The organism is Streptomyces sp. SLBN-8D4 (assembly GCF_049739545.1).
Taxonomy (GTDB): Bacteria; Actinomycetota; Actinomycetes; order Streptomycetales; family Streptomycetaceae; genus Streptomyces; species Streptomyces canus_C.
The window spans coordinates 367,620-392,611 of record NZ_JBMGQC010000001.1; the positions used below are offsets into that span (position 1 = coordinate 367,620).

A 24,992-nucleotide genomic window follows, 5' to 3' on the forward strand; every position below is an offset into this window, starting at 1 on the left:
CGGTGACCCGGTCCGGAATCTCCGACGTCCTGCCCCTGTCGCCGTTGCAGGAGGGGCTGCTCTTCCACGCCCAGTACGACGACGAGCAAGCACCCGACGTCTACGCCGCCCAGCAGGTGCTGGAGCTGACGGGCGCCGTCGACCCCGCAGCCGTACGCGCCGCCGGACAGGCGCTGCTCGACCGGCACCCCAACCTCCGCGCCTGTTTCCGCCGCCGTGATACCGGCGCGCCCATCCAGATCGTGCCCACGGACCTCGAACTCCCCTGGGCCGAGGCGGACTTGTCCGCGTACGACGAGGACGGGCGGGAGGCCGCCTGGCAGCGGCTGCTCGACCAGGAGCGGGTCCGCCGCTTCGACCTCGCCCGGCCGCCTCTGCTGCGCCACCTGCTCGTGCGGTGGGCACCGGACCGCTACCGGCTGGTGATGACCAATCACCACATCCTGCTGGACGGCTGGTCCAAGCACCTGCTCTTCCGTGAGTTCGGCGCCCTCTACACGGGCGAGCACCCGGCCGCGCTCCCGCCCCCGCCGTCGTACCGCGACTACCTGGCCTGGCTGGCCCGGCAGGACCGTGCCGCTGCCGAAGCGGCCTGGCAGGACGCTCTCGCCGAACTGAGCGCACCTACCCTGCTGGCCCCCGGGGCATCGGCCGCGCCGGTGCTTCCGCACGAACTGATCGTGGAACTGCCCGCGGAACAGACCACCCGCGCCGAAGCGGCCGCGCGGGCGGTCGGCGTCACCCTCAACACCCTGGTGCAGGGCGCCTGGGGCCTACTGCTGGGACGGCTCACCGGCCGCGGCGACGCGGTGTTCGGCCAGACCGTCACGGTCCGCCCGCCCGAGCTGCCGAACGTGACCTCACTGGTGGGCTTCTGCATCAACACCGTTCCCCTCCACGTCCGCTGGGACGACGGCGACACCGTCGCCCGGTTCCTCACCGGCTTGCAGGCCCGACAGGCGGCCCTGCTCCCGCACCAGTACCTCGGTCTCGCCGACATCCGGCGCACCACCGGCGCAGGCGACCTCTTCGACACCCTGCTGGCCTTCGAGAACCAACCCGCCGCCGCCGGCACGTCACAGGTCACCCTGCTGGACGGCCGCGACGCCACCCACTACCCGCTGACCCTCGCCGTGCTGCCGGGCCGCCGGCTGGCCCTGCGCCTGTCCTATCGGCCCGACCTGTACGACGAGACCGGCGCCCGCACTCTGCTGGACCGTTTCGCCACCGTCCTGGCGGCGCTGTCCGCCGACCCTTCACGGCCGGTCGGTGAGATCGAGGCGCTGCTGCCGGGCGAGCGCGAGCAGCTGCTGGCGCAGCCGGGCATCGCGGCCGCGCCACCGCAGGACACGCTCCCCCAGCTGTTCGCCCGGCAGGCGGCCCGTACCCCTGACGCCACGGCCGTGGTGCACGACGGCACCCGCCTCACCTACGCCGAACTCGACGAGCGGTCCAACCGTCTGGCCCACCTGCTCGCCGACCACGGCGCCGGTCCCGAGCGCCTGGTCGCGCTGGCGCTGCCCCGCACACCGGACCTGGTGGTGGCCGTCCTCGCGGTGCTGAAGACCGGTGCCGCCTATGTGCCGATGGACCGCGAGTACCCGGCGGAGCGGCTGGCCTTCATGCTGGCCGACGCGGAGCCGGTGCTGCTCGTCGCTGCGGACGCGACGGCGCCGATCGAGTGCGCCATCCCCGTGGTCACGGTCGCCGCGTCGCGGCATCAGCCGTCGACCCCACCGCGGCTGCCGCTCCCGGACCCGGCCGGCACCGCGTACGTGATCTACACCTCGGGCTCCACCGGCCGCCCCAAGGGCGTCGCGGTACCGCACCGCAACGTCGTGCGGCTCTTCGCCTCCACGCGTCACTGGTTCGACTTCGGGCCCGACGACGTGTGGACCCTCTTCCACTCCTATGCCTTCGACTTCTCGGTCTGGGAACTGTGGGGAGCCCTGCTGCACGGCGGCACGCTCGTGATCGTGCCGTTCGCGGTGAGCCGTGACCCGGAGGAGTTCCTGCGGCTGCTCGTGCGCGAACGGGTCACGGTGCTCAACCAGACGCCGTCGGCCTTCGGTGAACTCCTGCGCGCGGATGGCGCCCTGCCCGACACCGGGAACCGGCTCGCCCTGCGGTACGTGGTCTTCGGCGGTGAGGCCCTGGACACGGCACGGGTCGCCGAGTGGCACACGCGGCACCCGCAGGACGCACCCGTCCTGGTCAACATGTACGGCATCACCGAGACGACCGTCCACGTCACCGGCCTGCCGCTCACCAAGGAGCCGGCGCGCGAGGGCAGGAGCAGCATCGGGCACCCCCTCCCCGACCTGCGCGCGTACGTCCTGGACGCGGGCCTTCGGCTCGTACCGCCGGGCACGACCGGCGAGTTGTACATCGCCGGAGCGGGCCTGGCGCGCGGATACCTGGGGCGGCCGGGGCTGACGGCCGGACGGTTCGTGGCCGATCCGTTCGGGGCGCCCGGGACTCGCATGTACCGCACGGGCGACCTGGCGCGCCGGTCGGCGGACGGGGAGCTGGAGTACGCGGGCCGTGCCGACGACCAGGTCAAGATCCGCGGCTTCCGCATCGAACCGGGCGAGGTCGAGGCGGCGCTCGCCGGCCACCCGGACGTGTCACGGGCGGTCGTCCTCGTACGGGACGGGCGGCTCGTCGCCTATGTCGTCGCAGCGGCCGTGGATGCCGACGCGCTGCGCCGCCACGCGGGACGCACGCTCCCGGAGCACATGGTCCCCACCGCCGTCGTACGACTGGACCGGCTGCCGCTGACCGCCAACGGCAAGCTCGACCGCGCCGCCCTGCCGGCCCCGTCGGCACAGAGCGGGGGCCGGGCCCCGCGCACCCCGCAGGAGGAGATCCTGTGCGGTCTGTTCGCCGACGTGCTCGGTGTGCCGGCCCACCGGGTGGGAGCCGACGACGCCTTCTTCGACCTCGGCGGCGACTCCCTGCTCGCCATGCGTCTCGCCGACCGGATCCGGGCCGCGCTCGGCACCGCGCTGCCCGTCCGGTCGGTCTTCGAGACGCCGACGCCCGCCGGGCTGGCCGAGCTGCTGCGCGAGACCGACGGCGTACGGCGGCCCGAACTCGCCCCGTACGAACGCGGGCACGCGCCCATCCCGCTGTCGTACGCCCAGCAACGCCTGTGGTTCATGAGTCGCCTCGACGGCGGCGGCACCACCTACACCGTCCCGTGGGCCCTGCGTCTGGCCGGCCCCGTCGACCCGGAGGCGCTGCGGGCTGCCCTCGCCGACCTCGTCGAACGCCACGAACCGCTGCGCACCCTCCACCCCGACTTCCACGGCGCCCCGTACCAGCGGATCCTCACCCCGGAGACAGGCCGCCCGGACCTTGCTGTCGTGCGGACCACCGAGGCCGAACTCCCCGCGCTGCTCACCGCCGCCGCGCGGTACCGCTTCGACCTGTCGACCGAGACCCCGCTGCGGGCCACCCTGTACACGCTCGGCGCCGACACCCACGTCCTGCTGCTGCTCGCCCACCACATCGCCGTCGACGGCTGGTCCATGGCACCGCTCATGCGCGACCTGGCGGCCGCGTACGCGGCGCGGACCGGGGGCCACACCCCTCAGCGGCCGCAACTGGTCGTCCAGTACGCCGACTTCGCGCAGTGGCAGCGCGAGCTGCTGGGCTCCGCGGGTGAGCCCGGGAGCCCGATGAGCCGGCACATCGCCTTCTGGCGGGAGGCGCTGGCGGGCGCGCCGGACGAACTGCCCCTGCCGGCCGACCGCTCCAGGCCCGCCGAGCCCAGCGGCGACGGCGACCGGGCCGCCCTCACGGTCGACGCCGACCTGCACGCGCGGCTCGCCGGCCTCGCCGCCGACTCCAGGGTCACGCTCTTCATGGTCCTCCAGGGCGGGATTCGCCGCGCTGCTCACCCGGTTCGGCTCGGGCACCGACATCGTCCTCGGCACGCCGGTCGCCGGACGCGCCGACAGCAGGCTGGACGACCTGGTCGGCTTCTTCGTCAACAGCCTCACCCTGCGCACGGACACCTCGGGCAACCCCACCTTCCGCGAACTGTTGGACCGGGTGAGGGAGTTCGACCTCGCTGCCTACGCCCACCAGGACGTGCCGTTCGACGTGCTCGTGGACGCCCTCACACCCAAGCGCAGCCTCGCCCGGCATCCGCTCTTCCAGGTCGTGCTGGCGTTCACCGGGCACAGCACGCAGCCCGAGCCGGACCTGCCCGGACTGGAGGTGAGCGTCGAGACGGTCGAGACCGGGGCCGCCCGCTTCGACCTGTCCCTGTACCTGCGCGAGCGCCGCCACGCCGACGGCGTCCCGGCGGGCATCGACGGCGTCGCCGAGTACAGCACCGACCTCTTCGACGCGGCCACGGCCGAGCGGCTGGCGCGAGCGCTGGTGCGCTTCCTGGGCGCCGTCGCCGCCGATCCCGGGGCGCGGATAGAGGACGTGGACCTCGCGGGCGACGACGAACGACGGCCCATGCGGGAGCCCGAACGCGCGGAGCCCGAGCCCGAGGCACTGCCCGCGCCCGCGGCGCAGGAACCGGCGTCCCCGGCCGAGCGCGTCCTCGCCGCGCTCTTCGGTGAGCTGCTCAACCTGTCGCACGTCCCCCTCGACGAGGACTTCTTCGCTCTCGGCGGGGACAGCGTCTCCTCGATCCGGCTGGTGAGCCGGGCGGCCGAGGCCGGGGTCGTGATCAGCGCCCGGGACGTGTTCAAGCACCAGACGGTGCGGGAACTGGCGGCGGTGGCCCGGGGGTCCGTCGCCTCACCCCGAGGGTCCATGGCCTCAGCCCCGGGGTCCATAGCTTCACCAGGCGCCGCAGACGACGCGGTGGGGCCGCTCCCGCTCACCCCGGTCATGCGATGGTTGCTCGAACGCGGCGGCCCGATCGACCGGTTCAGCCAGTCCGTCCTGCTGACAGTGCCCGCCCAGGCCGGACCGGACCGGCTGACCGACGCCCTGGAAACGCTGCTCGACCACCACGCCATGCTGCGCTCACAGCTCGTCACCGGCCGGCTCGTCACCGATCCGGAGGCGGAGAGCGCGCCCGTCCTGCGCGTCCGCCCCGTCGGCACGGTTCGCGCTGCCGACCTGCTCGACCGGCGGGACGTCTCCGGCACGGCCGACCTTCACCCGGCCGTCGCCGAGGAGTTCGACCGGGCCGTCGGACTGCTCGATCCGGCTGCCGGCGCGATGGTGCGTGCCGTGTGGTTCGACGCCGGACCGAACCGGCCCGGGCGGCTGCTGCTGGTCGTCCACCACCTGGCCGTGGACGGGGTGTCCTGGCGCATCCTCGTACCCGACCTCCAGGCCTCCTGGGAGGCGCTCACGGCCGGACGGCATCCCGAACCGCCCGCCGTCGGCACCTCGTTCCGGCGCTGGGCCACGGTGCTCCAGGAGGAGGCACGCGCATCGTCGCGGGTCGCCGAGGTCGAGCTGTGGCAGCGGATCGCCGCCGCCCCGCATCTCCCTCTGGGCTCGCGCCCTCTGGACCCCGACCGGGACACCACCGCCACGACGCGCTCACTGCGGCTGACCCTGCCGGCCGACATCACGGGCCCGCTGCTCACCACCGTCCCGTCCGTCTTCCGTGCCGGTGTCCAGGACGTCCTGCTCTCCGGCCTCGCCCTGGCCCTCGCCGACCGGTACGGCTCCCCGCATGTCGTGGTCGACGTCGAGGGCCACGGCAGGGAGGAACTGGCGCCGGGGCTGGCACTGTCCCGGACCGTGGGATGGTTCACCTCGCTGTACCCGGTCCACCTCGACCTGACCGGCGTGGACGTGGCCGACGCCCTGGCCGCCGGGCCCGCGACCGACCTTGCCGTCAGCGGCGTCACCGAGCACCTGCGGGAACTGCCCGACCACGGTGTCGGCTACGGCCTCCTCCGCCACCTCAACCCGGACACGGCACCCGAGCTGGCCAAGGTGCCCGCTCCGGCCATCGGCTTCAACTACCTCGGCCGGTTCACCGCCCCCGATCCCACCGGCACCGTGCCGTGGGCCTTCGCCCCCGAGTCGGCGGCGCTCGGCACCGGTGCCGACCCCGCTCTCGGCGCCGCGCACGTCCTCGAAGTCGGCGCGGTCGTCCGCGACACCGACACCGGACCCCAGCTGCTGGCCCACTGGTCCTTTCCCGACGGTGTCCTCGCCGAGCCGGAGGTGCGGACGCTGGCCGAGTCCTGGTTCTCCGCGCTCACCGCGCTCGTGTCCCGCAGCGGCGACGCGGCCGCGCAGCCGGTCGCGGGCATGTCGGTGGCCGGCATGTCCCGGGACGAACTGGCCGAACTCGCGGCGGGCCTGGACTTCTGAGGGACGAGTGGGAAGAGACAGCGAGACGAGATGACGACATGACACAGCCCGCCCCGGCCGACGTACTCCCCCTGACCCCGCTCCAGGAGGGCCTGCTCTTCCACGCCCTGCACGCGCACGAACGGGACGCCCCCGACGTGTACGTCGTACAGCTGGTCTTCGAACTGGAAGGCCGACTGGACTCCGGCCGTCTCCGCGCCGCCGCACAGGCGCTGCTGGAACGCCACCCCAACCTGCGGGCGGCCTTCCGGCGACGGCGTGGCGGCCAGCCCGTGCAGGTCGTCCCGCACCGGGCGGCACTGCCGTGGGCGGAAGTCGATCTGACCGAACCGGGCATCGACACCGAGAAAGCCTGGACAGAGCTGCTGGACCGGGACGGGGAGCGCGGCTTCGACCCGGCCACCCCACCCCTGGTGCGCTGCACCCTGGTCCGCACCTCCGAGCGGCATCACCGGCTGCTCGTCACCCACCACCACATCCTGCTCGACGGCTGGTCGGTCTCGGTGCTCCTGCGGGAACTGCTCGCGCTGTACGCCGCCGGGGACGCCCCGGCCGCCCTCGCGCCCGTGCCGCCGTACGGCACCTTCCTCCACTGGCTGGACCGCCGGGACCGCGGCGCCTCCGAGGCCGCCTGGCGGGACGCGCTGGCCGGGGTGACGGAGCCGACCCGGCTCGCGCCGGGGGCGGACTTGAGCGCGGGCGAGCCGGCACAGGCCCGGATCGAGCTGTCGGCCGAGACCGGAGCCGCGCTCACCGCGCGTGCCAGGAGCCTCGGCGTCACGCTGAACACCTTCGTCCAGTCCGCCTGGGCGATCCTCCTGGGCCGGCTGACCGGACGCGACGACGTCGTCTTCGGCACCACCGTCTCCGGCCGCCCGGCCGAACTCCCTGGCGTCGAGTCCATGGTCGGCCTGTTCATCAACACGGTCCCGACCCGGATCCGGCTGCGCCCCGCCGACCCCGTCACCCGCCTGCTCCAGGAGGTCCAGGACGGCTACGTCCACCTCCTGGACCACCATCACCTCGGACTGGCCGACATCCAACGGGCCGCCGGTGTCCCGGAACTCTTCGACACCCTCGTGGTCTTCGAGAACTACCCGGTGGATCCGGCGGCGACGGGGGACGGTGGCGCGCACTCCAACGCCGACGGCGGGATCCGGCTCGTCGGTTCAAGTGGTCGCGACTCCACCCACTACCCCGTGACCCTGGTGGCCCTCCCCGGCCCCCGGCCCCGCTTCCGGCTCGCCTACCGCACCGGGCTGTTCACCGCCGACTGGGCCGACGCCACGCTCGCCCGCCTGGTGCGCATCCTGGAAGCGATGGCCGCCACCCCGGAACTCCCGCAAGGGCGGCTGGAACTCCTGGCTCCCGAGGAACTGCCCCGCCGCGGCCCGTTGCCGCCTGCCCCGACGCGCACGCTCCCCGAACTCTGGGCCGCGCAGGCCGCCGCCACCCCGCAGGCCGACGCCGTCCTCGACCGCGGCAGCCGCCTCACCTACGGCGAACTGGACGCCCGGGCAACACGGTTGGCCCACCGGCTCACCGCCCTCGGCGCGGGCCCGGAGCAGGTCGTCGGCATCGCGCTGCCCCGTACGGCGGAGCTGGTCGTCGCCGTCCTCGCCGTCCTCAAGTCCGGCGCCGCGTATCTCCCGCTCGACCCCGCCTACCCGGCGGACCGGCTGGCGTACATCGTCGCCGACGCCCGCCCGGTCGTCGTCCTCGCCGACGCCGAGACGACCGGGACGCTGCCCGAGGACACACCGACGCTGCTCGTCGAGCATGAATTGACGGGTCATCAAGCTGCGGATCCCCTTGAGGTGTTGACCGGCATCCACGGCACGACACCGCCGACACCCGACAATCTCGCCTACATCACCTACACCTCCGGCTCGACCGGTCGCCCCAAGGGTGTCCTGGCCACACACCGCAACGCCGTCGAGTTCGTCGAGTGGACGCATACCGCGTTCGGTTCCGAGCGGCTGGCCAAGGTGCTGTTCTCGACCTCGCTCAACTTCGACGTCTCGGTGTTCGAGATCTTCTCGCCTCTGCTGTGCGGGGGCCGCGTCGAGATCGTCGAGAACCTCCTCGCACTCACCGACGGCACTCCCCGGGACGCCGGGCTGATCAGCGGAGTCCCCACGGTCATGGCCGCCGTACTGGCCGAACCACCCGCCCTCGCACCGCACACCGTGGCTCTCGGCGGTGAACCGATCCCCGCACGGCTGCGCTCGGACATCGAGGCCGCCTTCCCCGGCGCGCGGATCGTCAACTTCTACGGCCCCACCGAGGCGACCGTCTACGCCACCGCCTGGCAGTCCGGCGTCGACCCCTTCGGCGGTGATCCCCGCGACAGCGCCGGACCGCCCATCGGCCGCCCGCTCGCCCGCAACCACGTCCACCTCCTCGACCACGGCTTGCGGCACGTGCCCGACGGGGCCGTCGGCGAGGTGTACGTGGCGGGCGGCGGCCCCGCCCGCGGCTACCTCGGCAGGCCCGGTCTGACGGCCGAGCGCTTTGTCGCCGACCCATTCGGCGGACCGGGGGAACGCCTGTACCGCACGGGTGACCTGGCGGTGCGCGGGCCCGACGGGATGCTGCGTTTCCTCGGCCGGGCCGACCAGCAGGTCAAGCTCCGCGGGTTCCGTGTCGAACTGGGCGAGATCGAGGCCGTACTGGCCACGCACCCGGCGGTCGCCAAGGCCGCGGCGACCGTACGACAGGACGACCGCGGCGAGAAACAGCTCGTCGCCTACGTCGTCCCGGCCGAAACGGCAGGACAGGCAGGACAGACAGCCGGGCCGGGTACAGGAACGTCGGGCGTGACCGCCGAACCCACAGAGACCGGGACGGACGCCCTACCCGCCGACGACCTCCGCGAGCACGTCGCGCTTGTCCTGCCCACCCACATGATCCCGTCGGCGTTCGTCACGCTCGACACGCTCCCCCACACCGCCAGCGGCAAGCTGGACCGCAAGGCGCTGCCCGCCCCCGACGGGGCGCGGACCGCCCGTTGCGCTCCGCGCACCCGACGCGAGGAGACGCTGTGCGGTGTCTTCGCCGAGGTCCTCGGCCTGGACCCGGCCCGGGTCGGCGTCCACGACAGCTTCTTCGACCTCGGCGGCCACTCCCTGCTGGCGCCCCGGCTGACCTCCCGCATCCGCGGCGTACTCGGGTGGGACGTGCCGTTGCGCGCCCTCTTCGACACACCGACGGTGGCAGCGCTGGCCCGCCGAGCGGACGGGAGCACCGAGAGCTCGGCTCCGCTCGGCCCGCTGCTTCGGCTCCGACCCCGAGGGCACCGCGAGCCGCTGTTCTGTCTCCCGCCGGCCTCCGGGCTGTCCTGGGGTTTCGCCGGCCTTGTCCGCCACCTCGCCCCCGGCCGCCCGCTGTACGGCCTTCAGTCCCGGGGTCTGGTACCAGGTCAGGAGCCGGTCGCCACCCTGGCCGAGGCGGTCGCCGAGCACACCGCTCTCCTCCGCGAGACCCAGCCGCACGGCCCGTACCACCTGCTGGGCTACTCCATGGGCGGACTCGTCGCGTACGAGGTGGCCGTCGGCCTCCAGGCGGCCGGTGAAGACATCGCCCTCCTCGCGCTGCTGGACGCCTTTCCCGGCAGCTGGATCCGGCAGGGCCCCGCCCCGGCCGACCGCCCGGCGCTGCTGGGCAGCCTCCTGGCCATCCTCGGCCGCCCGGTCCCCCCACCCGAGGCCGAGCCGCTGACGGACGCCCGGTTCGCGGAACTGGTCCGTGGCATGCCGGACATGCCAGGCAGCCTGAGCGACGCCGAACTGGCGGCGCTGGTCGGCGTGACAGCGAACAACCGGCGTCTGCTGGGCGAGTTCGCCCCCACGACCTACCGCGGCGACCTGCTGTTCTTCACCGCCGCTCAGGATCCGGACGCGGTCCCCGGCCGGTACGGCACTTGGCAGCCGTACGTCCGAGGCCGCATCACCAACCACGACATCCCGTGCGCGCACGGGGAGATGACCAGGCCGGCGGCGCTGGAACGGATGGGCGCGGTGCTGGACAGCCACCTCGCGACGTGATCCGGCCGGTCCCCGATCGCTCGACCCATGGAGGAAGTTCTCATGACCACCAACCCCTTCGACGACGACACCATCGAGCACCTGGTCCTGGTGAACGACGAGGGCCAGCACTCCCTGTGGCCGGCCTTCGCCGAGGTTCCGGCCGGTTGGACCGTCGTCCACGGCCCCGCGAGCCGCCCGTCCTGCCTGGACCACGTCAACGAGCACTGGACCGACATGCGCCCCAAGAGCCTGATCGAGGCCATGGGCGAGTGACGGTCCGCACACCTGACGCACAAGGAGACCCCCGCACCATGACCACGCGCGACACGACCAAGCTGGTGTGCCTTCCGTACGCCGGAGCGGGCGCCTCGTTCTATCGCCCCTGGGCCGCCCTGGCCGGGGGTGCCCTGGAGATCGTGGCGCTCCAACTGCCGGGCCGGGAACGGCTGATCGACGAGGAGCCGTACCGGGACGCACACCGTGCCGTCGACGGGCTGCTGGCCCAGCTGCGGGACAGGCTCGGTGGGGAAGGCGGCAGGGTGGCCCTCTTCGGGCACAGTCTCGGTGCCGTGCTCGCCTACGAACTCGCCCACCGACTCGTCGCCGAGCCAGGTGTGGAGGTCGCCCACCTGTTCGTCAGTGGGGCGCCGGAGCCCGATCACAGCCGTGCCCGGCGAGCCACCGGACTGTCCGACGAGGACTTCCTCGCCCGGGTCGGCGAGCTCGCGGGCTACAGCCATCCCGCACTCGACGACCCGGAGATGCGCGAGCTGCTCCTGCCCACCCTGCGCGCGGACGTGGAGATGCACGAATCCTACGTGCGCAGCACCCGGCTCCCACTGGACGTGCCCCTCACGGTGGTCCGGGGCGAGGAGGACGACCTGGTCGGCTTCGAGGCGGCCGCGTCCTGGAGCAAGGTGTCCAGCCGCGACTTCGACCACGTCGAGGTTCCCGGCGGTCACATGTATCTCACCGAAGCCGCACCCGAGCTGGTCCGCGTGATCGTCTCGAAGCTGGTCTGACCCTGTAAGGAGTTCCCGATGCGTCTGCACGGCAAGTCGGTCCTCGTCACCGGCGCCGCCCGAGGACTCGGCCGGGCCATCGCCCTCGCCTGCGCCGCTGAGGGCGCCGACCTCACGCTGCTCGACATCTGCGCCGACCTGCCCGGCGTGCCCTATCCCCTGGGCACACCCGGCCAGTTGGAACACACCGCCGCGCTGTGCCGGGAGAAAGGGGCCGCCGTGCTGACAGCGCCGGCGGACATCCGCGACCTCATGGCCGTACGCGAGGCCGTGGCCGGCGCGCAGGACCGGTTCGGGCGGATCGACGCGGCCGTCAACAACGCGGGCATCGCCGCACCCTCCGGCAAACCCGTCCACGAGATCGACGAAGCCGAGTGGACCCTGATGATCGACGTCGACCTCTCCGGTGCCTGGCGGGTGATCCGCGAGGTCGGCAAGGCCATGAGCACCCGGCGCGCCGGAAGCATCGTCAACGTCGCCTCCACCGCAGGGCTCGTGGGTTACCGGCACTTCGCCGGATACGTCGCCGCCAAACACGCCGTCATCGGGCTCACCAAGGCCGCCGCACTCGACTACGCACCCACGAAGGTGCGGGTCAACGCCGTCTGCCCCGGGTCGGTGCGCGACGACCCGCACGCCGAGGGCCGCATGCTCGCCGAGATCGCACGGGCACTGGAGGTACCGGTGGACGAGCACGAGAAGACCTTCGTCGAGGCCCAGCCCATGAACACGCTCATCGAACCCGAGGACGTCGCCGCCGCGGTCGTCTTCCTCGCCTCCGACGAGTCCCGGCAGATCACCGGATCAGTCCTGACCGTGGACGGCGGATTCAGCGCCCGCTGAAGGCCCCGCCCCGTCCCCCGAACGACAAGGAACCCCGCCGATGTCAGGACCGCTCCTGCCCGCGGCCCACTGCCACGCCCTGCGCCTCCGACTCCCGGGCATGACCGACCGGCCGGGACAGTGGGTCGAGGACGTCCCCGCGCCGGCGACGGCCCCCCTCGCCGCACGCCGACGCGCCGTCGAACTCGCACGCCCCGCTGACCGACCGCGCACGGTGTTGTTGCGCTACGCCGACGGCCTGTCCGACCTGATCGTCGTCGCACCTCGCGGGCATCTCGGTCGAACGGCCCTCACCCGACTGGTAGTTGGGGAGCCCGCGGAACCGCAGGACGCCACGTCGACCCCCGAGTCGTTCCCCCAAGCGCCGCCTCCCGCCTGGGGGCTGGGCGGCGACGGCCCCGGTACGGCCCACTACGTCCCGCTGGAGCACGGCGGCGACGAGGCGAGCTGGATCGTCGCCCTCGCCGTCACCCTGCGCCGCTACGACCCGGACACCCCGCCGGTCATCGGCACCGACCGGGGCAGCCTCACCGTCGAAGTGGCCGCCACACTCGGCGAGTCCAAGCCCGTCGCGGCCACGGGCGCCGTGCTCGCGGGTCTCCTCTTCGACGACGCGGACCACTCCGCCGGGATCGAGGCGGAGACCGAGTACGTGCCCTGTCTCGAGCCGGCGTTCCCGCTCACCGTTTCGATCCACCGAGACTCCAGCGGGTTGCGGCTGCGCTGCGACCACCTGAGCAGTCACGTCTCCACCGAGATCGCCGCACAGTTCGTACGACACCTCGTGCACGTACACCGGCAGGTCCTGCACCGCCCGAACACTCCGCTCGGGGACGTCGAACTGCTCGACGACCGGGAGACCGCCCGCGTGGTGGCCCTCGGCTGCTCACCCAGCACTCTCGCCAGTGGGCCTGTGAGCCTGCCCGAGGCGTTCGCGCGGATCGCGTCGGCCACACCCGACCGCGTCGCGCTGACCGATTCCGGCGTAGGCCTGACGTACCGCGAACTCGACGCACGGTCCGACCAGTTGGCGCACGGCCTGCGGGCACGTGGCGTGGCGGCGGGCGACCGGGTGGGCGTATGTCTGGAACGCTCGGCCGAACTCGTCTTCACCCTGCTCGCCGTGCTGAAGGCAGGCGCGACCTATGTGCCGATCGACCCCGCCTACCCGGCGGACCGGATCGCCCATACGGCACAGGACGCGGGGCTGGGCGTGATGGTCACCCGGCTGCCCGAGACCGCGGGCTGCACGCCCGTCACACCGGACGAACTCCTGCACACACCCGCCGAGTCGACACTGCCGACCGCCCACGCCGACGATCCGGCCTATGTGATCTACACGTCCGGCTCCACCGGCCGCCCCAAGGGCGTCGTGGTACCCCACCAGAACGTAATCGCCCTGATCGACGCGACCCGCGAGGAGTACGGCTTCAGCGACGAGGACGTATGGACCTGGTTCCACTCCAGCGCCTTCGACTTCTCGGTCTGGGAGATCTGGGGCTGCCTGCTCACCGGCGGACGGCTGATCGTGGTGCCCCACTACGTCTCCCGCGAACCCGACCGCTTCCGCGACCTACTGGTGTCCGAGAACGTCACCGTGATCAGCCAAACCCCCTCCGCCTTCGCACAGTTGCTGGACGTCGACCACACCCGGATCGCGGCCCGTCTCGTCGTCTTCGGCGGCGAACCACTCGACGCACGCATGCTGCTCCCCTGGTTCGACCAGCACCCCGAGTCCGTCTGCCGAATGGTGAACATGTTCGGCATCACCGAAACCACGGTCCACGTCACCCAGCAGACACTCACCCGGCGACTGGCCCTCGCATCCACCCGCTCCGTCGGCCGCGCCCTGCCCGGCTGGCACCTCTACGTCACCGACCAGGCCGGCCGACTGCTGCCACCCGGCATCACGGGCGAGATCCGCGTCGGCGGCGCCGGGGTCGCACACGGCTACCTCGACCGAAAGGACCTCACCGCCAGACGCTTCGTCCCCGACCCCTTCACCGGCGGCACCATGTACCGCAGCGGCGACCTCGGCCGCCTCCGACCCGACGGCCACCTCGAACACCTCGGACGCATCGACAACCAGGTCAAGATCCGCGGCTTCCGCATCGAACTCGACGAAATCCGCTCCGTCCTGCTGGAGGACCCCGATGTCCGGGCAGCGGCCGTCGTGGTGCGCCAGGACGATCCGACCGACGCCGCCACCACCCGGATCGACGCCTACGTGGTCCTTGCCGACGGCCATGGCGACCCCGGCGCGGTCCGCCGACGGGCCGCCGGCATCCTGCCCGAGTACATGCTCCCCGCGTCCGTGGCCACGCTGGAGGCACTCCCCCTGACGACCAATGGCAAGCTCGACCGGACGAAGCTCCCCGCACCCACCGCTCTCCACCAGCCGGCCCGGGACATCGCCCCGGCCGCCCACGCCGACGACGACCTCACCGAGACACTGACGAAGGTCTGGACCGAGGTACTGGGGGTGCCCGTCGGCCCCGACGACGACTTCTTCGAGCTCGGCGGCAACTCCCTGTTCGCCGTCCGCATCGCCGCCGCCCTGCGCGCCCGCGGCCTTCCGTCCATCCGGCTGCGCGAGCTGTACCGAAGCCCCACCGTCCGAGGAACCGTTGCGAGTCTCGGTGAAGCGTCGCCTTGATCCCGGACGCTGATGAGCTGTCCGCCGGGTGCGACGGACCTGCCGATTGTCCAAGGTGGCGCGCCACTGCTCCTCTGCCCCCGTGATCCGGATCGGCTCGCCGGCCCGCCCTCGGAACACGGCACGCAGTACGCGCCCGGGCGTTCAGTCGGTGGCGCCCCTCGGTCGGGCAGGGGCACGGGTCAGGACGTTGCTGAGGGCGCACAGTGGTGGGCGTGGTCGTCCCGGACGAGTCGTAGGAGAAAGATCCGTTGCGCTCGCTCGATCCGGGTCCGGTTCCTGTGTGGTCACGGCATCCCTGACAACCATGACCGCATCCGTCGTGTCCATCGTCTGACGCCCCGGCATCCGGCGTGTGCCTCAAGAACGCCTTCTCGACCGCCGTACCGGCCCACTGTCCGCTGTCTCCTGAACTCTCGACGCACTCCACCACCGACGGATACCTGCCGTCCCGGCGACAGGCGGCCGACGGGGTGACCAGTTTGTTGACGGCGGGACATGCGGGTGGGGCAGGTCCCGTGACGTGTCCGGCGTACGGCCGTGCCCCAGCAAGAGAGCCGTTCGCGACGTGCCGAGCTCTCCGTACGCCTCGTGATGGAGGTTCAGACCGTCGACCGGCACGTGGCCGCTGCGCGAAGGCTTCACCGCTCGTCCTGTCCCGACTCCGTCACACGGCAACCTGGTGGCCGGCCCGGCGAAGTACGCCGATGGCTTCCTCAAGCCGGTCGGCCGGGACGAGCACGAGGTCGCCGTCGTAGCTCGCGGCTGTCCAGACCGGGAGCTCGGCGGCGGCGAGCGGCGCGACGACGGCGCTGAGCATCCCCGTCGCCTCCGGGTCGTGCGCGTCGTCGCCGTTCCACAGCGCCGCCCATCCGTCCTCTGCCGTGTCGTCGCGGAGCATCGCCGCGCCTCCGTCCGGACCGAGCACGAGCGCGAGCAGATTGGAATCGGCGGCGACCGCGCGGTTGTCGGCCACCCGCGCGAGAACGAAGCGGCCCTTGAGCACGCGCAGGTTCTGAGTTCGAGCCACCGGTGTCGAAATCATGCTCCGCTGGCGCGACTCACCTGGGGAGGTGGGACCAGAATCCGAGCGATTGCCTTGGACGTCGCCGTCATGAGCCATCCACCAGTCCTCCTGTCGCGTGACAGCCATCCCGAGTACCGGCATCAACGGGTCACACCGGCGGGAATCGGCTCGATCGGACCAGTCTGTCCGCGTGATCGCCAGTATGCCCGGCTACTGCCGCCGCCTGGTGACGGCGGCACAGCATCCTTTCGCCGCTGAAGGAGCGCACGCAGGCCCTCCCTCTCGGCCCCAGACCTGGTTACTGGCGAGTCACAATGCCTTGTAAGATCCACTCCGACCCATGCAAACCCAATCTGGGGGAAACAACTCATGACCAAGCGCTTTTCCGCGCTCGCCGTATCCGCGGCCATCGTCGGTGGCTTCTTCATCACGTCGGTACCCGCTCACGCCGCCATGTCGGCCGACCGGGGCGGGGTATCGGTCAAGGCCTCCGTCACCTGCAACACGAGCCAGCTGCGCCAGCAGATCGCCAACCTCAAGACCAAGGCGGCGAAGCTGAAGCAGCTGGGGGAGACCGCGGCGGCCAAGAAGGCGCTCAACGACGCGGCCGCCCTCCAGAAGAAGCTCGACGCGTGCATCAAGGCTGACGACGACGCGAGCAAGCCGTTCCCCGGATAGGTTTCCGGTTTCGACGCGTGGCGCTGCCCATCCCGTTCGACGGATGGGTGGCGCCACACGTTTGCCCGGCCCGCTGACTGTGCTCCCCTGCCACACGCCGAGCCGAACCCACAGGCGGCACCCCCTCCGCCCAACTCCCCGTATCGTCACGCAGATCGGGAGCGCTCCCAATCATTGGGGGGAGGACGACCGTCAGTCACGCACCCCCCGGTGAAGTCGTGTGCGCGACCCCCTCCGGCCGGTAAGATCGGTGATCTCTTGGGGGAGGTGGCATGGGCAGGCGACGCCCGGGGACACCGACGCTGGAGGAAGTGGCCGCCCACGCGCGGGTGGGACGAGGCACGGTCTCCCGCGTCATCAACAACGCCACAGGCGTGAAGGAGTCGACACGTCGGGCCGTCCAGCGGGCCATTGACGAACTCGGCTACGTGCCCAATCTCGCGGCCCGCTCCCTGGCCGGACGAGGGGCCGATGCCGTCGCCCTGGTCATGACGGAGCCGGACTGGCGGCAGTTCGCGGAACCCTTCTTCTCCGAGATAGTCACCTCGCTCGGGGACGCCCTGACCGACACCGGAATGCAGCTGCTGCTGACCCTCGTCCGCTCCGACGCCGAACGGCAGCGCTTCCTCGAATACGCGCGCGGCGGCCGGGTCGACGGCGTCCTGCTGATGTCCGTGCACGCCGGCGATCCGCTGCCCGACATGCTCGCCGAGGCCCGGCTGCCGACCGTGCTGCTGGGACGCCGCTCGGGCGACGAATACGTCAGTTACGTCGACATGGACAACGTCGGTGGAGCACGCAGCGCCGTCTCCCACCTCGTCCAGCGGGGCCGCAGGGTCATCGCCACCATCACCGGGCCGCTCGACCTGCACGCCGCTCAGTGCCGGCTGCGCGGTTACGAAGAGGCTCTCGCGCTGGCGGGCATGAAGGCCGAGCGGACCCGTGTCGCCGAAAGCGACTTCACTGCGGAGAGCGGGCGCCGCGCCATGACCGAACTCCTCGAACGGCATCCGGACATCGACGGCGTCCTCGCGGCGTCGGACACCACGGCCGCGGGGGCTCTGGAGGCTCTGCGCGCGGCGGGACGCAGGGTGCCCGAGGATGTCGCCGTGATCGGTTTCGACGACTTTCCGCTGGCTCGGCGAACCGAACCACAGCTGACTACGGTGCGTCAGCCGATCGAGGAGGTCGGACGGGCCATGATCCGACTGCTCCTGGAGGAGATGGAGGAGGGCGCCGTGGCCTGGCGTCATGTCATCCTCCGCACGGAGCTGGTGATCCGCGAGTCCACCTGAGGTCGGCCTGCCCAATCGCCCGCCTGACCTGCGTCTACCAAATCGGCCCAACCTGTTCCTGCTGTCACCCTTGTCATGAACCTGAAAAATCCCTACAGTCCTGCCGAAACCAGGATTGGGAGCGCTCCCATTCATCAGGTCATGGGAGCCCCTTTTCCGCTGTCCCTCCCCCACCCCTGAAGAGGATCCGCATGCGTCCTTCACCGCACCATGCCCGCCGCGCGCGTGGCCTGCTCGGCGCGCTGCTCACCTCGCTCGTGTCGCTCGCCGCACTGCTGACCACCGCCCCTGTCGCGCAGGCCGACACCACGATCTGCGACACCTTCGGTTCGACGACCGTCCAGGGTCGCTACGTGGTCCAGAACAACCGCTGGGGCACCAGCGCCACCCAGTGCGTCACCGCGACCGACTCGGGATTCAGGATCGCCCAGGCCGACGGATCCGTCCCCACCAACGGCGCTCCGAAGTCGTATCCGTCCATCTTCAACGGCTGCCACTACACCAACTGCTCGCCCGGCACCAACCTTCCCGCTCAGCTCAGCAGCATCTCCACCGCCCCTTCGAGCATCTCCTTCAACTATGTCAACAACGCGGTGTACGACGCCGCGTACGACATCTGGCTCGACCCCGCACCCCGCACCGACGGCGTGAACCGCACCGAGATCATGATCTGGTTCAACAGGGTCGGCTCCGTCCAGCCCATCGGCTCCCCCGTCGGCAACACCACCGTGGGCGGACGCGACTGGCAGGTGTGGTCCGGTGGCAACGGCACGAACGACGTGCTCTCGTTCGTCGCACCGTCAGCGATGAGCAGCTGGAACTTCGACGTCATGGACTTCGTCCGGCAGGCCGTCTCCCGTGGACTCGCGCAGAACAGCTGGTACCTGACGAGTGTTCAGGCCGGCTTCGAGCCCTGGCAGAACGGCGCGGGCCTCGCCGTGACCTCGTTCTCCTCCACCGTCAACAAGGGCTCTTCCGGCCCGGGCACCCCCGGCGGCTCCACGGCCTGCAAGGTGGCGTACGCGACGAACGCCTGGCAGGGCGGCTTCACCGCCGACGTCACCATCACCAACACCGGCGCCACCCCGGTCAGCGGCTGGAAGCTCGCGTTCACCCTCCCCTCCGGACAGCAGATCACCAACGCCTGGAACGCGAACCTCTCCGGGTCCTCAGGAGCAGTCACCGCGAGCAACGTGAGCCACAACGGCGAGCTGGCGGCCGGCGGCCAGGCGACCTTCGGGTTCCAGGGCACCTCCAGCGGCACGTTCACCAAGCCCTCAACCTTCAGCCTGAACGGCACTGCCTGCACGACCGCGTGATCCACCTCCGCCTCCGGAGCCGACGCCTCCCGATGCGATGCTCCGCCTCGCCGCAGCAGGGGACGTGTCACGGCCCGTTGGGCGCTGCGCGATCCCGGCGACTTTCCACTCCCCATGCGGTGGATGCGACCTGGAATCCCTGCCCGCACAGCAAGTGACAGAGGCTGCCGGGTGCCGGAGACGACCGAGGAGCCGGCGGGCGGCAGGTGCACGGCGGGGCCGACCCCCGCAGGAGCCGAGTCAGACGAGGGCGGCGAACCATGCCGACATGAATCTCCGGCCCCGGGCCCGCTCCGGCGGACTTACCGTCGCACCTGTCGCCCGTGAGCTCGACGTCCGCCTCGCGGCCCTGCCGCAGTGCGAGCTCCCCCCAGTTCCGGGACGGCAGATGTCCGTTCGAACCCGTCCCGCGATCGACTGACGTACACGGGCCGGTTTCGGACGACACCGGGTCACCATGGCCGAGTCGATCGATGGGTTGCCATGCGCGGGTCTCTCACGGTGACGGTGTCGACGCGTCGTGGATCGGTCGGCGGGTCTGGGGCTTCACCGGCACCGGCGGGGGCTACGCCGAACAGGCCGTCGCGCCGGTCGAGCAGATTGTTCCCCTGCCCAGCAGCCTGTCCACCGCTGCCGCGGTGGCGCTCGGCAGTTCCGGCGCGGTGGCCCACTCCGGGCTTCACCGCGCCCAATTCGCTCCCGGGGAGACCGTGTTGACGCGTGGCGCGGCCGGCAGTATCGGGATCATGGCAGCGCAACTCGCTGCCCGCCGTGGTATCGCCGCGGTGGCGGTCACCACCTCGTCGGCCGAGCGCGGCGAGCGGCTGCGCCGTCTCGGCGCGACGGGCTCCGGAAGACGGACGCGGGTGAGGTCTTCGGCAGGTTCGCGCTGATGCCGTAGCCTCGCCGCACAGCCCTGCGCAGGCAGCGCGAGGGCCGTCAGTTTCGCCGACTCGAACCAGGCTCGCACCACTCGACTCTCACAGCCATGCACGCATCTTACGTTCTGTACATCCTGTACGTTACGTTGGGAGCGCTTCCGACGAGGCGATCACAGGCACTCCGCCACGGCGTACCTGATGCACGGCACGGACCACCTCATGACCACGGGGTACTGGGCCGCCTTTCGGTGACCGGGCACAGGCCCGGGCCCGACCTCCATCCCGAAGGAACACTCGTGTTCAGTGTGCTGCGGATCCGGGACTACCGGTTCCTGGCGTCCGGTCAACTGCTGTCCAGCCTTGGCGACTGGTTCCTGCTCCTCGCCGTCCCGTACTACGTCCTGGAGCTGACCGGCTCCGCCATGGCGTCGGGTTTTTCCCTTGCCGCGGGAACGATCCCGGCACTGGTCCTCGGTCCACTGGCGGGGGCTCTCGTCGACCGCTGGAACCGGCTGCGCGTCATGATCGTCGCAGACCTGGCCCGCATGATGACGGTCTCGCTGATGCTGTGGGTGGACAGTCCGGACGAAGTGTGGCTGATCTACGTCGCGTTGGTCCTGGAATCGACCCTGAGTCAGCTGTTCAACCCGGCCTCCGCCGCCCTGCTCCCGCAACTGGTCGGCCGTGAGCGCGACCTCCACGCGGCGAACTCCCTGAGCGCCCTGATCGCCGGCTCCATCCGGCTCGTCGGCGGCCCGTTGGGCGGGGCCGCGTACGGCGGCCTGGGCTTCACAGCGGTCGTCGCCATCGACACGATCAGCTACGCGTGTTCGGCGCTGTGCCTCTCGATGGTCCGCTACCGGCCGCGGACGACCGCGCACCGAAGCGCCGGGGCGGGGCGGGGGCAGCGAGGCAGGCTGGTCGCCGAGGTCCGCGACGGAGTCGTGCGGATACGTCGCGACCCGTGGCTGGCGGCGCTGGCGGCATCCGGTGCTCTGTTCGCGCTCGCCACGTCCGCCGTGAACGTCGGCCTCATTCCGTACATGGACCGGGTCCTGCACGCCTCACCCCAGATCCTCGGCCTGCTCTTCGGGGCTTTCGGTGCGGGGCTCCTGCTCGGGGTGCCACTCAGCCGCGCACTCACCGCGAGGCTCGCCGACAGGACTGTGCTGGTGGGCTCCCTGGCAGCGCTCGCCGTGGCCTTCGCGGCGACCTTCAACACCCCCGTGATCGGGTGGAGCTTCGTGTTGTTCCTTACCATCGGGGCGCCCATGGTCTGTTTCACGATCACCAGCGGGACGTTCGTCGCCCGTCACACCCCTGACGCCGTACTGGGCAGGGTCAGCGCCACCAACGGATTCCTCCAGGCGGCGGCCTCCTTGTCGGGCATGCTGGCCGGCTCACTGCTGAGTGAGGCGCTGGGTGTCGTGACGATGATGAACCTGTGCTGCGTCACCGTCGCACTGGCAGCGGGGACCCTGCTGCTCATGCCGCGACGTCAGCTCCCCATCGCCGAGGACCTGCCCCTCAAGGAGGCCGCGTGACCGCACACGGATGGCCGTGCCGGCGAGAGGCCCCGATCGAGGAGAGCAGGCTCCGGCTGACCACGATCGGCGGATGACAGACGGCTCGGGCACCTGCGACGAGCCCCGAGCCGATCGCATCCTCACGCAACTAATGGTTGCGCGTCTCCTCCAAGTCGGCTAGCTTGATGTGCAACCAAACGTTGCAGAAGGTGGCGGGCATGGAATTCGGAACAATCGAGCGGGAGATCCACATCGACGCCTCACCCGAGGTCGTCTTCGACGTGGTGAGCAGTCCCGAGCACCTGCGCGAGTGGTGGCCCGACGAGGCGGAGTTCCCGGCCGTGCCCGGAGGAGCGGGGCGGATCGGTTTCGGGGACTGCTCGCAGGGCGGCACCTGGGTGCAGTTCACGGTCGTCGACGCCGTGCCGCCACGGCTCTTCTCCTTCCGCTGGACCCACGAGGAGGGAGAGTCGGCCGCCCCCGGCAATTCGAACCTGGTCGTCTTCGAGCTCACACCCGCCGGGTCCGGGACGCTCCTGCGGATGACCGAGAGCGGCTTCCGCGAGCGCGGCTGGGACGAGGCGAAGATTGCCGCCAGATACGCCGAGCACGCCTCCGGCTGGGACTTCTACCTGCCGCGGCTGCCGGCTTACGCCGCGAAGGTCGGAGCTGGTGGTCAAGCGTGAGGGTGGACGACGAGCTCTGGTCGGCGGTCGGCGACCCGACCCGGCGCCGGATGCTGGACCTGTTGCTGAGCGAAGGCAGCGGGACGGCGACCAGCCTCAGCGAGCAGCTGCCGGTGACGCGTCAGGCGGTGGCCAAGCACCTCCTCGTCCTCGACCGCGTCGGCCTGGTGCACGCCATCACCGCCGGCCGCGAGAAGCAGTTCCGTGTCGATCAGGCCCAGCTCGCCCGTGCCGTCGCCCAGCTCGCCGACGTCGGCGCTGCCTGGGACTCCCGTCTCCAGCGCATCAAGCGCATCGCCGAGACGATCCAGCGCGGCAAGGACACGGACAACGAGACCGACAAGAAACAGTAGAGAGGAACAAGAAGATGGCAGACATCCTTCACCGCATCGGCGTCGAGCACTCCTCGCCGCAGCAGGTGTACGAGGCACTGACCACCCTGGACGGCTTGTCCGGCTGGTGGACCGAGAAGACGTCCGGAAGGACCGACCCGGGCGGCGTGATCGAGTTCCGGTTCGGGCCTGGCGGGTTCGACATGAAGGTCGCCGAGCTCGATCCGGGCCGGCTCGTCCGCTGGGACGTCGTGGACGGACCGCAGGAATGGATCGGCACCAGCGTGCAGTGGGATCTCCGGCAGGACGGCGACTACACGATCGTGCTGTTCAAGCACGAGGGCTGGCGTGAGCCGGTCGAGTTCATGCACCACTGCAGCACCAAGTGGGCCACCTTCTTGCTGAGTCTCAAGCAACTCCTCGAAACCGGGGAAGGTGCCCCCGACCCGCGCGACGTGAAGATCAGCGACTGGCACTGACCTGTCGATCCAGCCGTTCCACCGCCTCCTTGCGTGTCAACGCCCCTCGCCGGTGCCGGGCCGGTCCTCGCGGTGCCGATGGCCGGGCAGCATTTCCTGGACCTTGGCCTTGAAGCCCTGCCGGACCATGGCGGCGCGGTCGCTGTCGCCCTTGAGCACGGACAGCGCCGCGGCCTCGATCTGGTCCAAGGAGGCGTGCGGCGGGATGGGCGGCACGGCCGGGTCGGTGCGGAAGTCCAGGACGAAGGGCCGGTCGGCTGCCAGCGCCGCCTCCCAGGCGCCCTGCACGTCCTGCGGCTTCTCGATCCGCATCCCGCCCAGGCCCACCGACCGGGCGAAATCGGCGTAGGCGACGTCGGGCAGGGACTGCGAGGGCAGGAACTGCGGCGCGCCGGACATGGCCCGCATCTCCCAGGTGACCTGGTTGAGGTCCTGGTTGTTGAGCACGGCCACCACCAGGCGCGGATCGGCCCACTGCTCCCAGTACTTGGCGATCGTGATCAGCTCGGCGAGGCCGTTCATCTGCATCGCCCCGTCGCCCACGAGCGCGATCGCCGGACGGTCTCCGTGTGCGAACTTCGCGCCGATCACGTAGGGGACGCCAGGTCCCATGGTGGCCAGCGTGCCGGACAGCGAGCCGCGCATGTCGCCGCGCAGCCGCAGGTGGCGTGCGTACCAGTTGGCGGCGGACCCGGAGTCCGCGGCCAGGATGACGTTCTCGGGCAGCAGGGCGTTCAGGGCGTGGGCCACGTACTCGGGGTTGATGGGGTCGGCGTCCACCGCGGCGCGCCGCTCCATGACCTCCCACCAGCGGACGGTGTTCTTCTCGATCTTCTTGCGCCAGGCGTCGTTCCCGGTCGGCCGCAGGTGCGGCAGCAGCCGCTGGAGTGTCGCGCGGGCGTCGCCGACGAGATTGACCTCGAACGGGTAGCGCAGGCCGACCATGTGCGGGTCGATGTCGATCTGCACGGCGCGCGCCTGGCCGAACTCGGGCAGGAACTGCGTGTAGGGAAAGCTGGATCCGATGACCAGCAGCGTGTCGCAGTCCTGCATCAGCTCGTACGACGGACGGGTGCCCAGCAGGCCGATCGAACCGGTGACATAGGGCAGGTCGTCGTCGAGGGCGTCCTTGCCGAGCAGGGCCTTGGCCACGCCCGCGCCCAGCCGGTCGGCGACCTCCATGACCTCCTGCCGGGCCCCGCGGGCGCCCTGGCCGATGAGAACGGCGACCTTCTCACCGGCGTTGAGGACCTCGGCGGCGCGCTCGACGTCGGGGTCGGCGGGCACCGGGGCGTAGTGGGACATGCCCAGACTGGAGGGGACCATCTTGAAGGCGTGCTCGGGCGCCGAGTAGTCGAGTTCCTGCACGTCGGCCGGGACGATCACGGCTGTCACCGAACGGCGTGCCATGGCGGTGCGCATGGCGCGGTCGAGGACGTTGGGCAACTGCTCGGGGACGGTGACCATCTCGCAGAAGTCGGAGGCGACGTCCTTGTAGAGACTCAGCAGGTCGATCTCCTGCTGGTAGGAGCCGCCCATCGCGCTGCGGTTGGTCTGCCCGACGATCGCGACGACGGGCACGTGGTCCAGCTTCGCGTCGTACAGCCCGTTGAGGAGATGGATGGCGCCGGGGCCGGAGGTGGCGGCGCACACGCCGACCTTGCCGGAGAACTTCGCGTATCCGACGGCTTCGAAGGCGGACATCTCCTCGTGCCGGGCCTGGACGAACTGGGGCTTGTTGTCGGCGCGTCCCCAGGCGGCGAGCAGTCCGTTGATGCCGTCACCCGGGTAGGCGAAGACGTGCTCGACGTCCCAGGCGCGCAGCCGTTCGAGGATGTGGTCGGAGACCTTCATCGACATGTGCTGACCTTTCCGATGAGACGTGTGTGTTCGGTGGTTGCGGGGTTGGTG

Annotated in this window: 15 protein-coding genes and 2 pseudogenes; 15 read left to right on the forward strand and 2 right to left on the reverse strand. The window is 71.2% G+C overall.

The genetic code is table 11. The features are described from left to right. Positions 1 to 2: 2 nt before the first annotated feature. From RKD20_RS01645 to RKD20_RS01675, 7 genes and pseudogenes are all read left to right on the forward strand, one after another. A pseudogene (locus RKD20_RS01645) lies at positions 3 to 3,821 on the forward strand (amino acid adenylation domain-containing protein); the annotation flags it as partial. Between the two features lie 106 nt (positions 3,822 to 3,927). Next, on the forward strand, positions 3,928 to 6,309 hold the full coding sequence (locus tag RKD20_RS01650) for a condensation domain-containing protein (RefSeq protein WP_424883122.1): 2,382 nt from the start codon (positions 3,928 to 3,930) through the stop codon (positions 6,307 to 6,309). Between the two features lie 38 nt (positions 6,310 to 6,347). Further along, a complete protein-coding gene (locus RKD20_RS01655) occupies positions 6,348 to 10,355 on the forward strand; it encodes an amino acid adenylation domain-containing protein (RefSeq protein ID WP_424876026.1) in 4,008 nt (1,335 codons plus the stop codon). 42 nt (positions 10,356 to 10,397) lie between these two features. After that, positions 10,398 to 10,610, forward strand: a complete 213-nt coding sequence (locus RKD20_RS01660) for an MbtH family protein (protein ID WP_329257549.1) — start codon at positions 10,398 to 10,400, stop codon at positions 10,608 to 10,610. Positions 10,611 to 10,648: 38 nt separating this feature from the next. Beyond that, positions 10,649 to 11,359 (forward strand): thioesterase II family protein, encoded by a 711-nt coding sequence (locus tag RKD20_RS01665; protein WP_424876027.1) that lies wholly within the window; start codon positions 10,649 to 10,651, stop codon positions 11,357 to 11,359. Between the two features lie 18 nt (positions 11,360 to 11,377). Beyond that, positions 11,378 to 12,202 (forward strand): SDR family oxidoreductase, encoded by an 825-nt coding sequence (locus RKD20_RS01670; protein WP_424876028.1) that lies wholly within the window; start codon positions 11,378 to 11,380, stop codon positions 12,200 to 12,202. A gap of 40 nt (positions 12,203 to 12,242) precedes the next feature. Beyond that, the gene (locus tag RKD20_RS01675; protein ID WP_424876029.1) at positions 12,243 to 14,858 is read left to right on the forward strand and encodes a non-ribosomal peptide synthetase; all 2,616 of its coding nucleotides are present in this window, start codon (positions 12,243 to 12,245) and stop codon (positions 14,856 to 14,858) included. A 667-nt stretch (positions 14,859 to 15,525) separates the two neighbouring features. Here RKD20_RS01675 and RKD20_RS01680 read toward each other — a convergent pair. Beyond that, entirely contained in the window at positions 15,526 to 15,888 is a 363-nt protein-coding gene (locus RKD20_RS01680; protein WP_424876030.1) for an ACT domain-containing protein, read from the reverse strand. A 366-nt stretch (positions 15,889 to 16,254) separates the two neighbouring features. On the opposite strand from RKD20_RS01680, the gene RKD20_RS01685 reads away from it, so the two are divergent. The 8 genes and pseudogenes from RKD20_RS01685 to RKD20_RS01720 all read left to right on the forward strand — a co-directional run bounded on the left by RKD20_RS01685 (position 16,255) and on the right by RKD20_RS01720 (position 23,081). Beyond that, positions 16,255 to 16,563 carry a hypothetical protein gene (locus RKD20_RS01685; protein WP_424876031.1) on the forward strand — a complete coding sequence of 103 codons (309 nt, stop codon included), beginning with the start codon at positions 16,255 to 16,257 and terminating at the stop codon, positions 16,561 to 16,563. Positions 16,564 to 16,835: 272 nt separating this feature from the next. Beyond that, positions 16,836 to 17,858, forward strand: coding sequence for a LacI family DNA-binding transcriptional regulator (locus RKD20_RS01690; RefSeq protein WP_424876032.1), 1,023 nt, complete (start codon positions 16,836 to 16,838; stop codon positions 17,856 to 17,858). Between the two features lie 191 nt (positions 17,859 to 18,049). After that, a complete protein-coding gene (locus tag RKD20_RS01695) occupies positions 18,050 to 19,177 on the forward strand; it encodes a GH12 family glycosyl hydrolase domain-containing protein (protein WP_424876033.1) in 1,128 nt (375 codons plus the stop codon). Positions 19,178 to 19,677: 500 nt separating this feature from the next. Next, a pseudogene (locus tag RKD20_RS01700) lies at positions 19,678 to 20,022 on the forward strand (NADPH:quinone reductase); the annotation flags it as partial. Between the two features lie 332 nt (positions 20,023 to 20,354). After that, a complete protein-coding gene (locus RKD20_RS01705; RefSeq protein WP_424876034.1) occupies positions 20,355 to 21,602 on the forward strand; it encodes an MFS transporter in 1,248 nt (415 codons plus the stop codon). Between the two features lie 200 nt (positions 21,603 to 21,802). After that, positions 21,803 to 22,270, forward strand: a complete 468-nt coding sequence (locus tag RKD20_RS01710; protein ID WP_424876035.1) for an SRPBCC family protein — start codon at positions 21,803 to 21,805, stop codon at positions 22,268 to 22,270. Next, positions 22,267 to 22,623: an ArsR/SmtB family transcription factor gene (locus RKD20_RS01715; protein WP_424876036.1), complete on the forward strand. Its 357-nt coding sequence runs from the start codon at positions 22,267 to 22,269 to the stop codon at positions 22,621 to 22,623. The genes RKD20_RS01710 and RKD20_RS01715 overlap by 4 nt, the downstream gene beginning before the upstream one ends. A 14-nt stretch (positions 22,624 to 22,637) precedes the next feature. After that, positions 22,638 to 23,081, forward strand: a complete 444-nt coding sequence (locus RKD20_RS01720) for an SRPBCC family protein (RefSeq protein ID WP_424876037.1) — start codon at positions 22,638 to 22,640, stop codon at positions 23,079 to 23,081. Between the two features lie 36 nt (positions 23,082 to 23,117). On the opposite strand, the gene RKD20_RS01725 is transcribed toward RKD20_RS01720, so the two are convergent. Further along, positions 23,118 to 24,941, reverse strand: a complete 1,824-nt coding sequence (locus RKD20_RS01725) for a thiamine pyrophosphate-requiring protein (RefSeq protein WP_424876038.1) — start codon at positions 24,939 to 24,941, stop codon at positions 23,118 to 23,120. Positions 24,942 to 24,992 lie beyond the last annotated feature (51 nt).

What these genes read in the sequence shown, in the direction of transcription:
- RKD20_RS01655 (WP_424876026.1), top strand. Translation starts at nt 6,348, where the DNA reads ATGACACAGCCCGCCCCGGCCGACGTACTCCCCCTGACCCCGCTCCAG.
- RKD20_RS01660 (WP_329257549.1), top strand. Translation starts at nt 10,398, where the DNA reads ATGACCACCAACCCCTTCGACGACGACACCATCGAGCACCTGGTCCTG.
- RKD20_RS01665 (WP_424876027.1), top strand. Translation starts at nt 10,649, where the DNA reads ATGACCACGCGCGACACGACCAAGCTGGTGTGCCTTCCGTACGCCGGA.
- RKD20_RS01670 (WP_424876028.1), top strand. Translation starts at nt 11,378, where the DNA reads ATGCGTCTGCACGGCAAGTCGGTCCTCGTCACCGGCGCCGCCCGAGGA.
- RKD20_RS01675 (WP_424876029.1), top strand. Translation starts at nt 12,243, where the DNA reads ATGTCAGGACCGCTCCTGCCCGCGGCCCACTGCCACGCCCTGCGCCTC.
- RKD20_RS01685 (WP_424876031.1), top strand. Translation starts at nt 16,255, where the DNA reads ATGACCAAGCGCTTTTCCGCGCTCGCCGTATCCGCGGCCATCGTCGGT.
- RKD20_RS01690 (WP_424876032.1), top strand. Translation starts at nt 16,836, where the DNA reads ATGGGCAGGCGACGCCCGGGGACACCGACGCTGGAGGAAGTGGCCGCC.
- RKD20_RS01695 (WP_424876033.1), top strand. Translation starts at nt 18,050, where the DNA reads ATGCGTCCTTCACCGCACCATGCCCGCCGCGCGCGTGGCCTGCTCGGC.
- RKD20_RS01710 (WP_424876035.1), top strand. Translation starts at nt 21,803, where the DNA reads ATGGAATTCGGAACAATCGAGCGGGAGATCCACATCGACGCCTCACCC.
- RKD20_RS01720 (WP_424876037.1), top strand. Translation starts at nt 22,638, where the DNA reads ATGGCAGACATCCTTCACCGCATCGGCGTCGAGCACTCCTCGCCGCAG.
- RKD20_RS01725 (WP_424876038.1), bottom strand. Translation starts at nt 24,941, where the DNA reads ATGTCGATGAAGGTCTCCGACCACATCCTCGAACGGCTGCGCGCCTGG.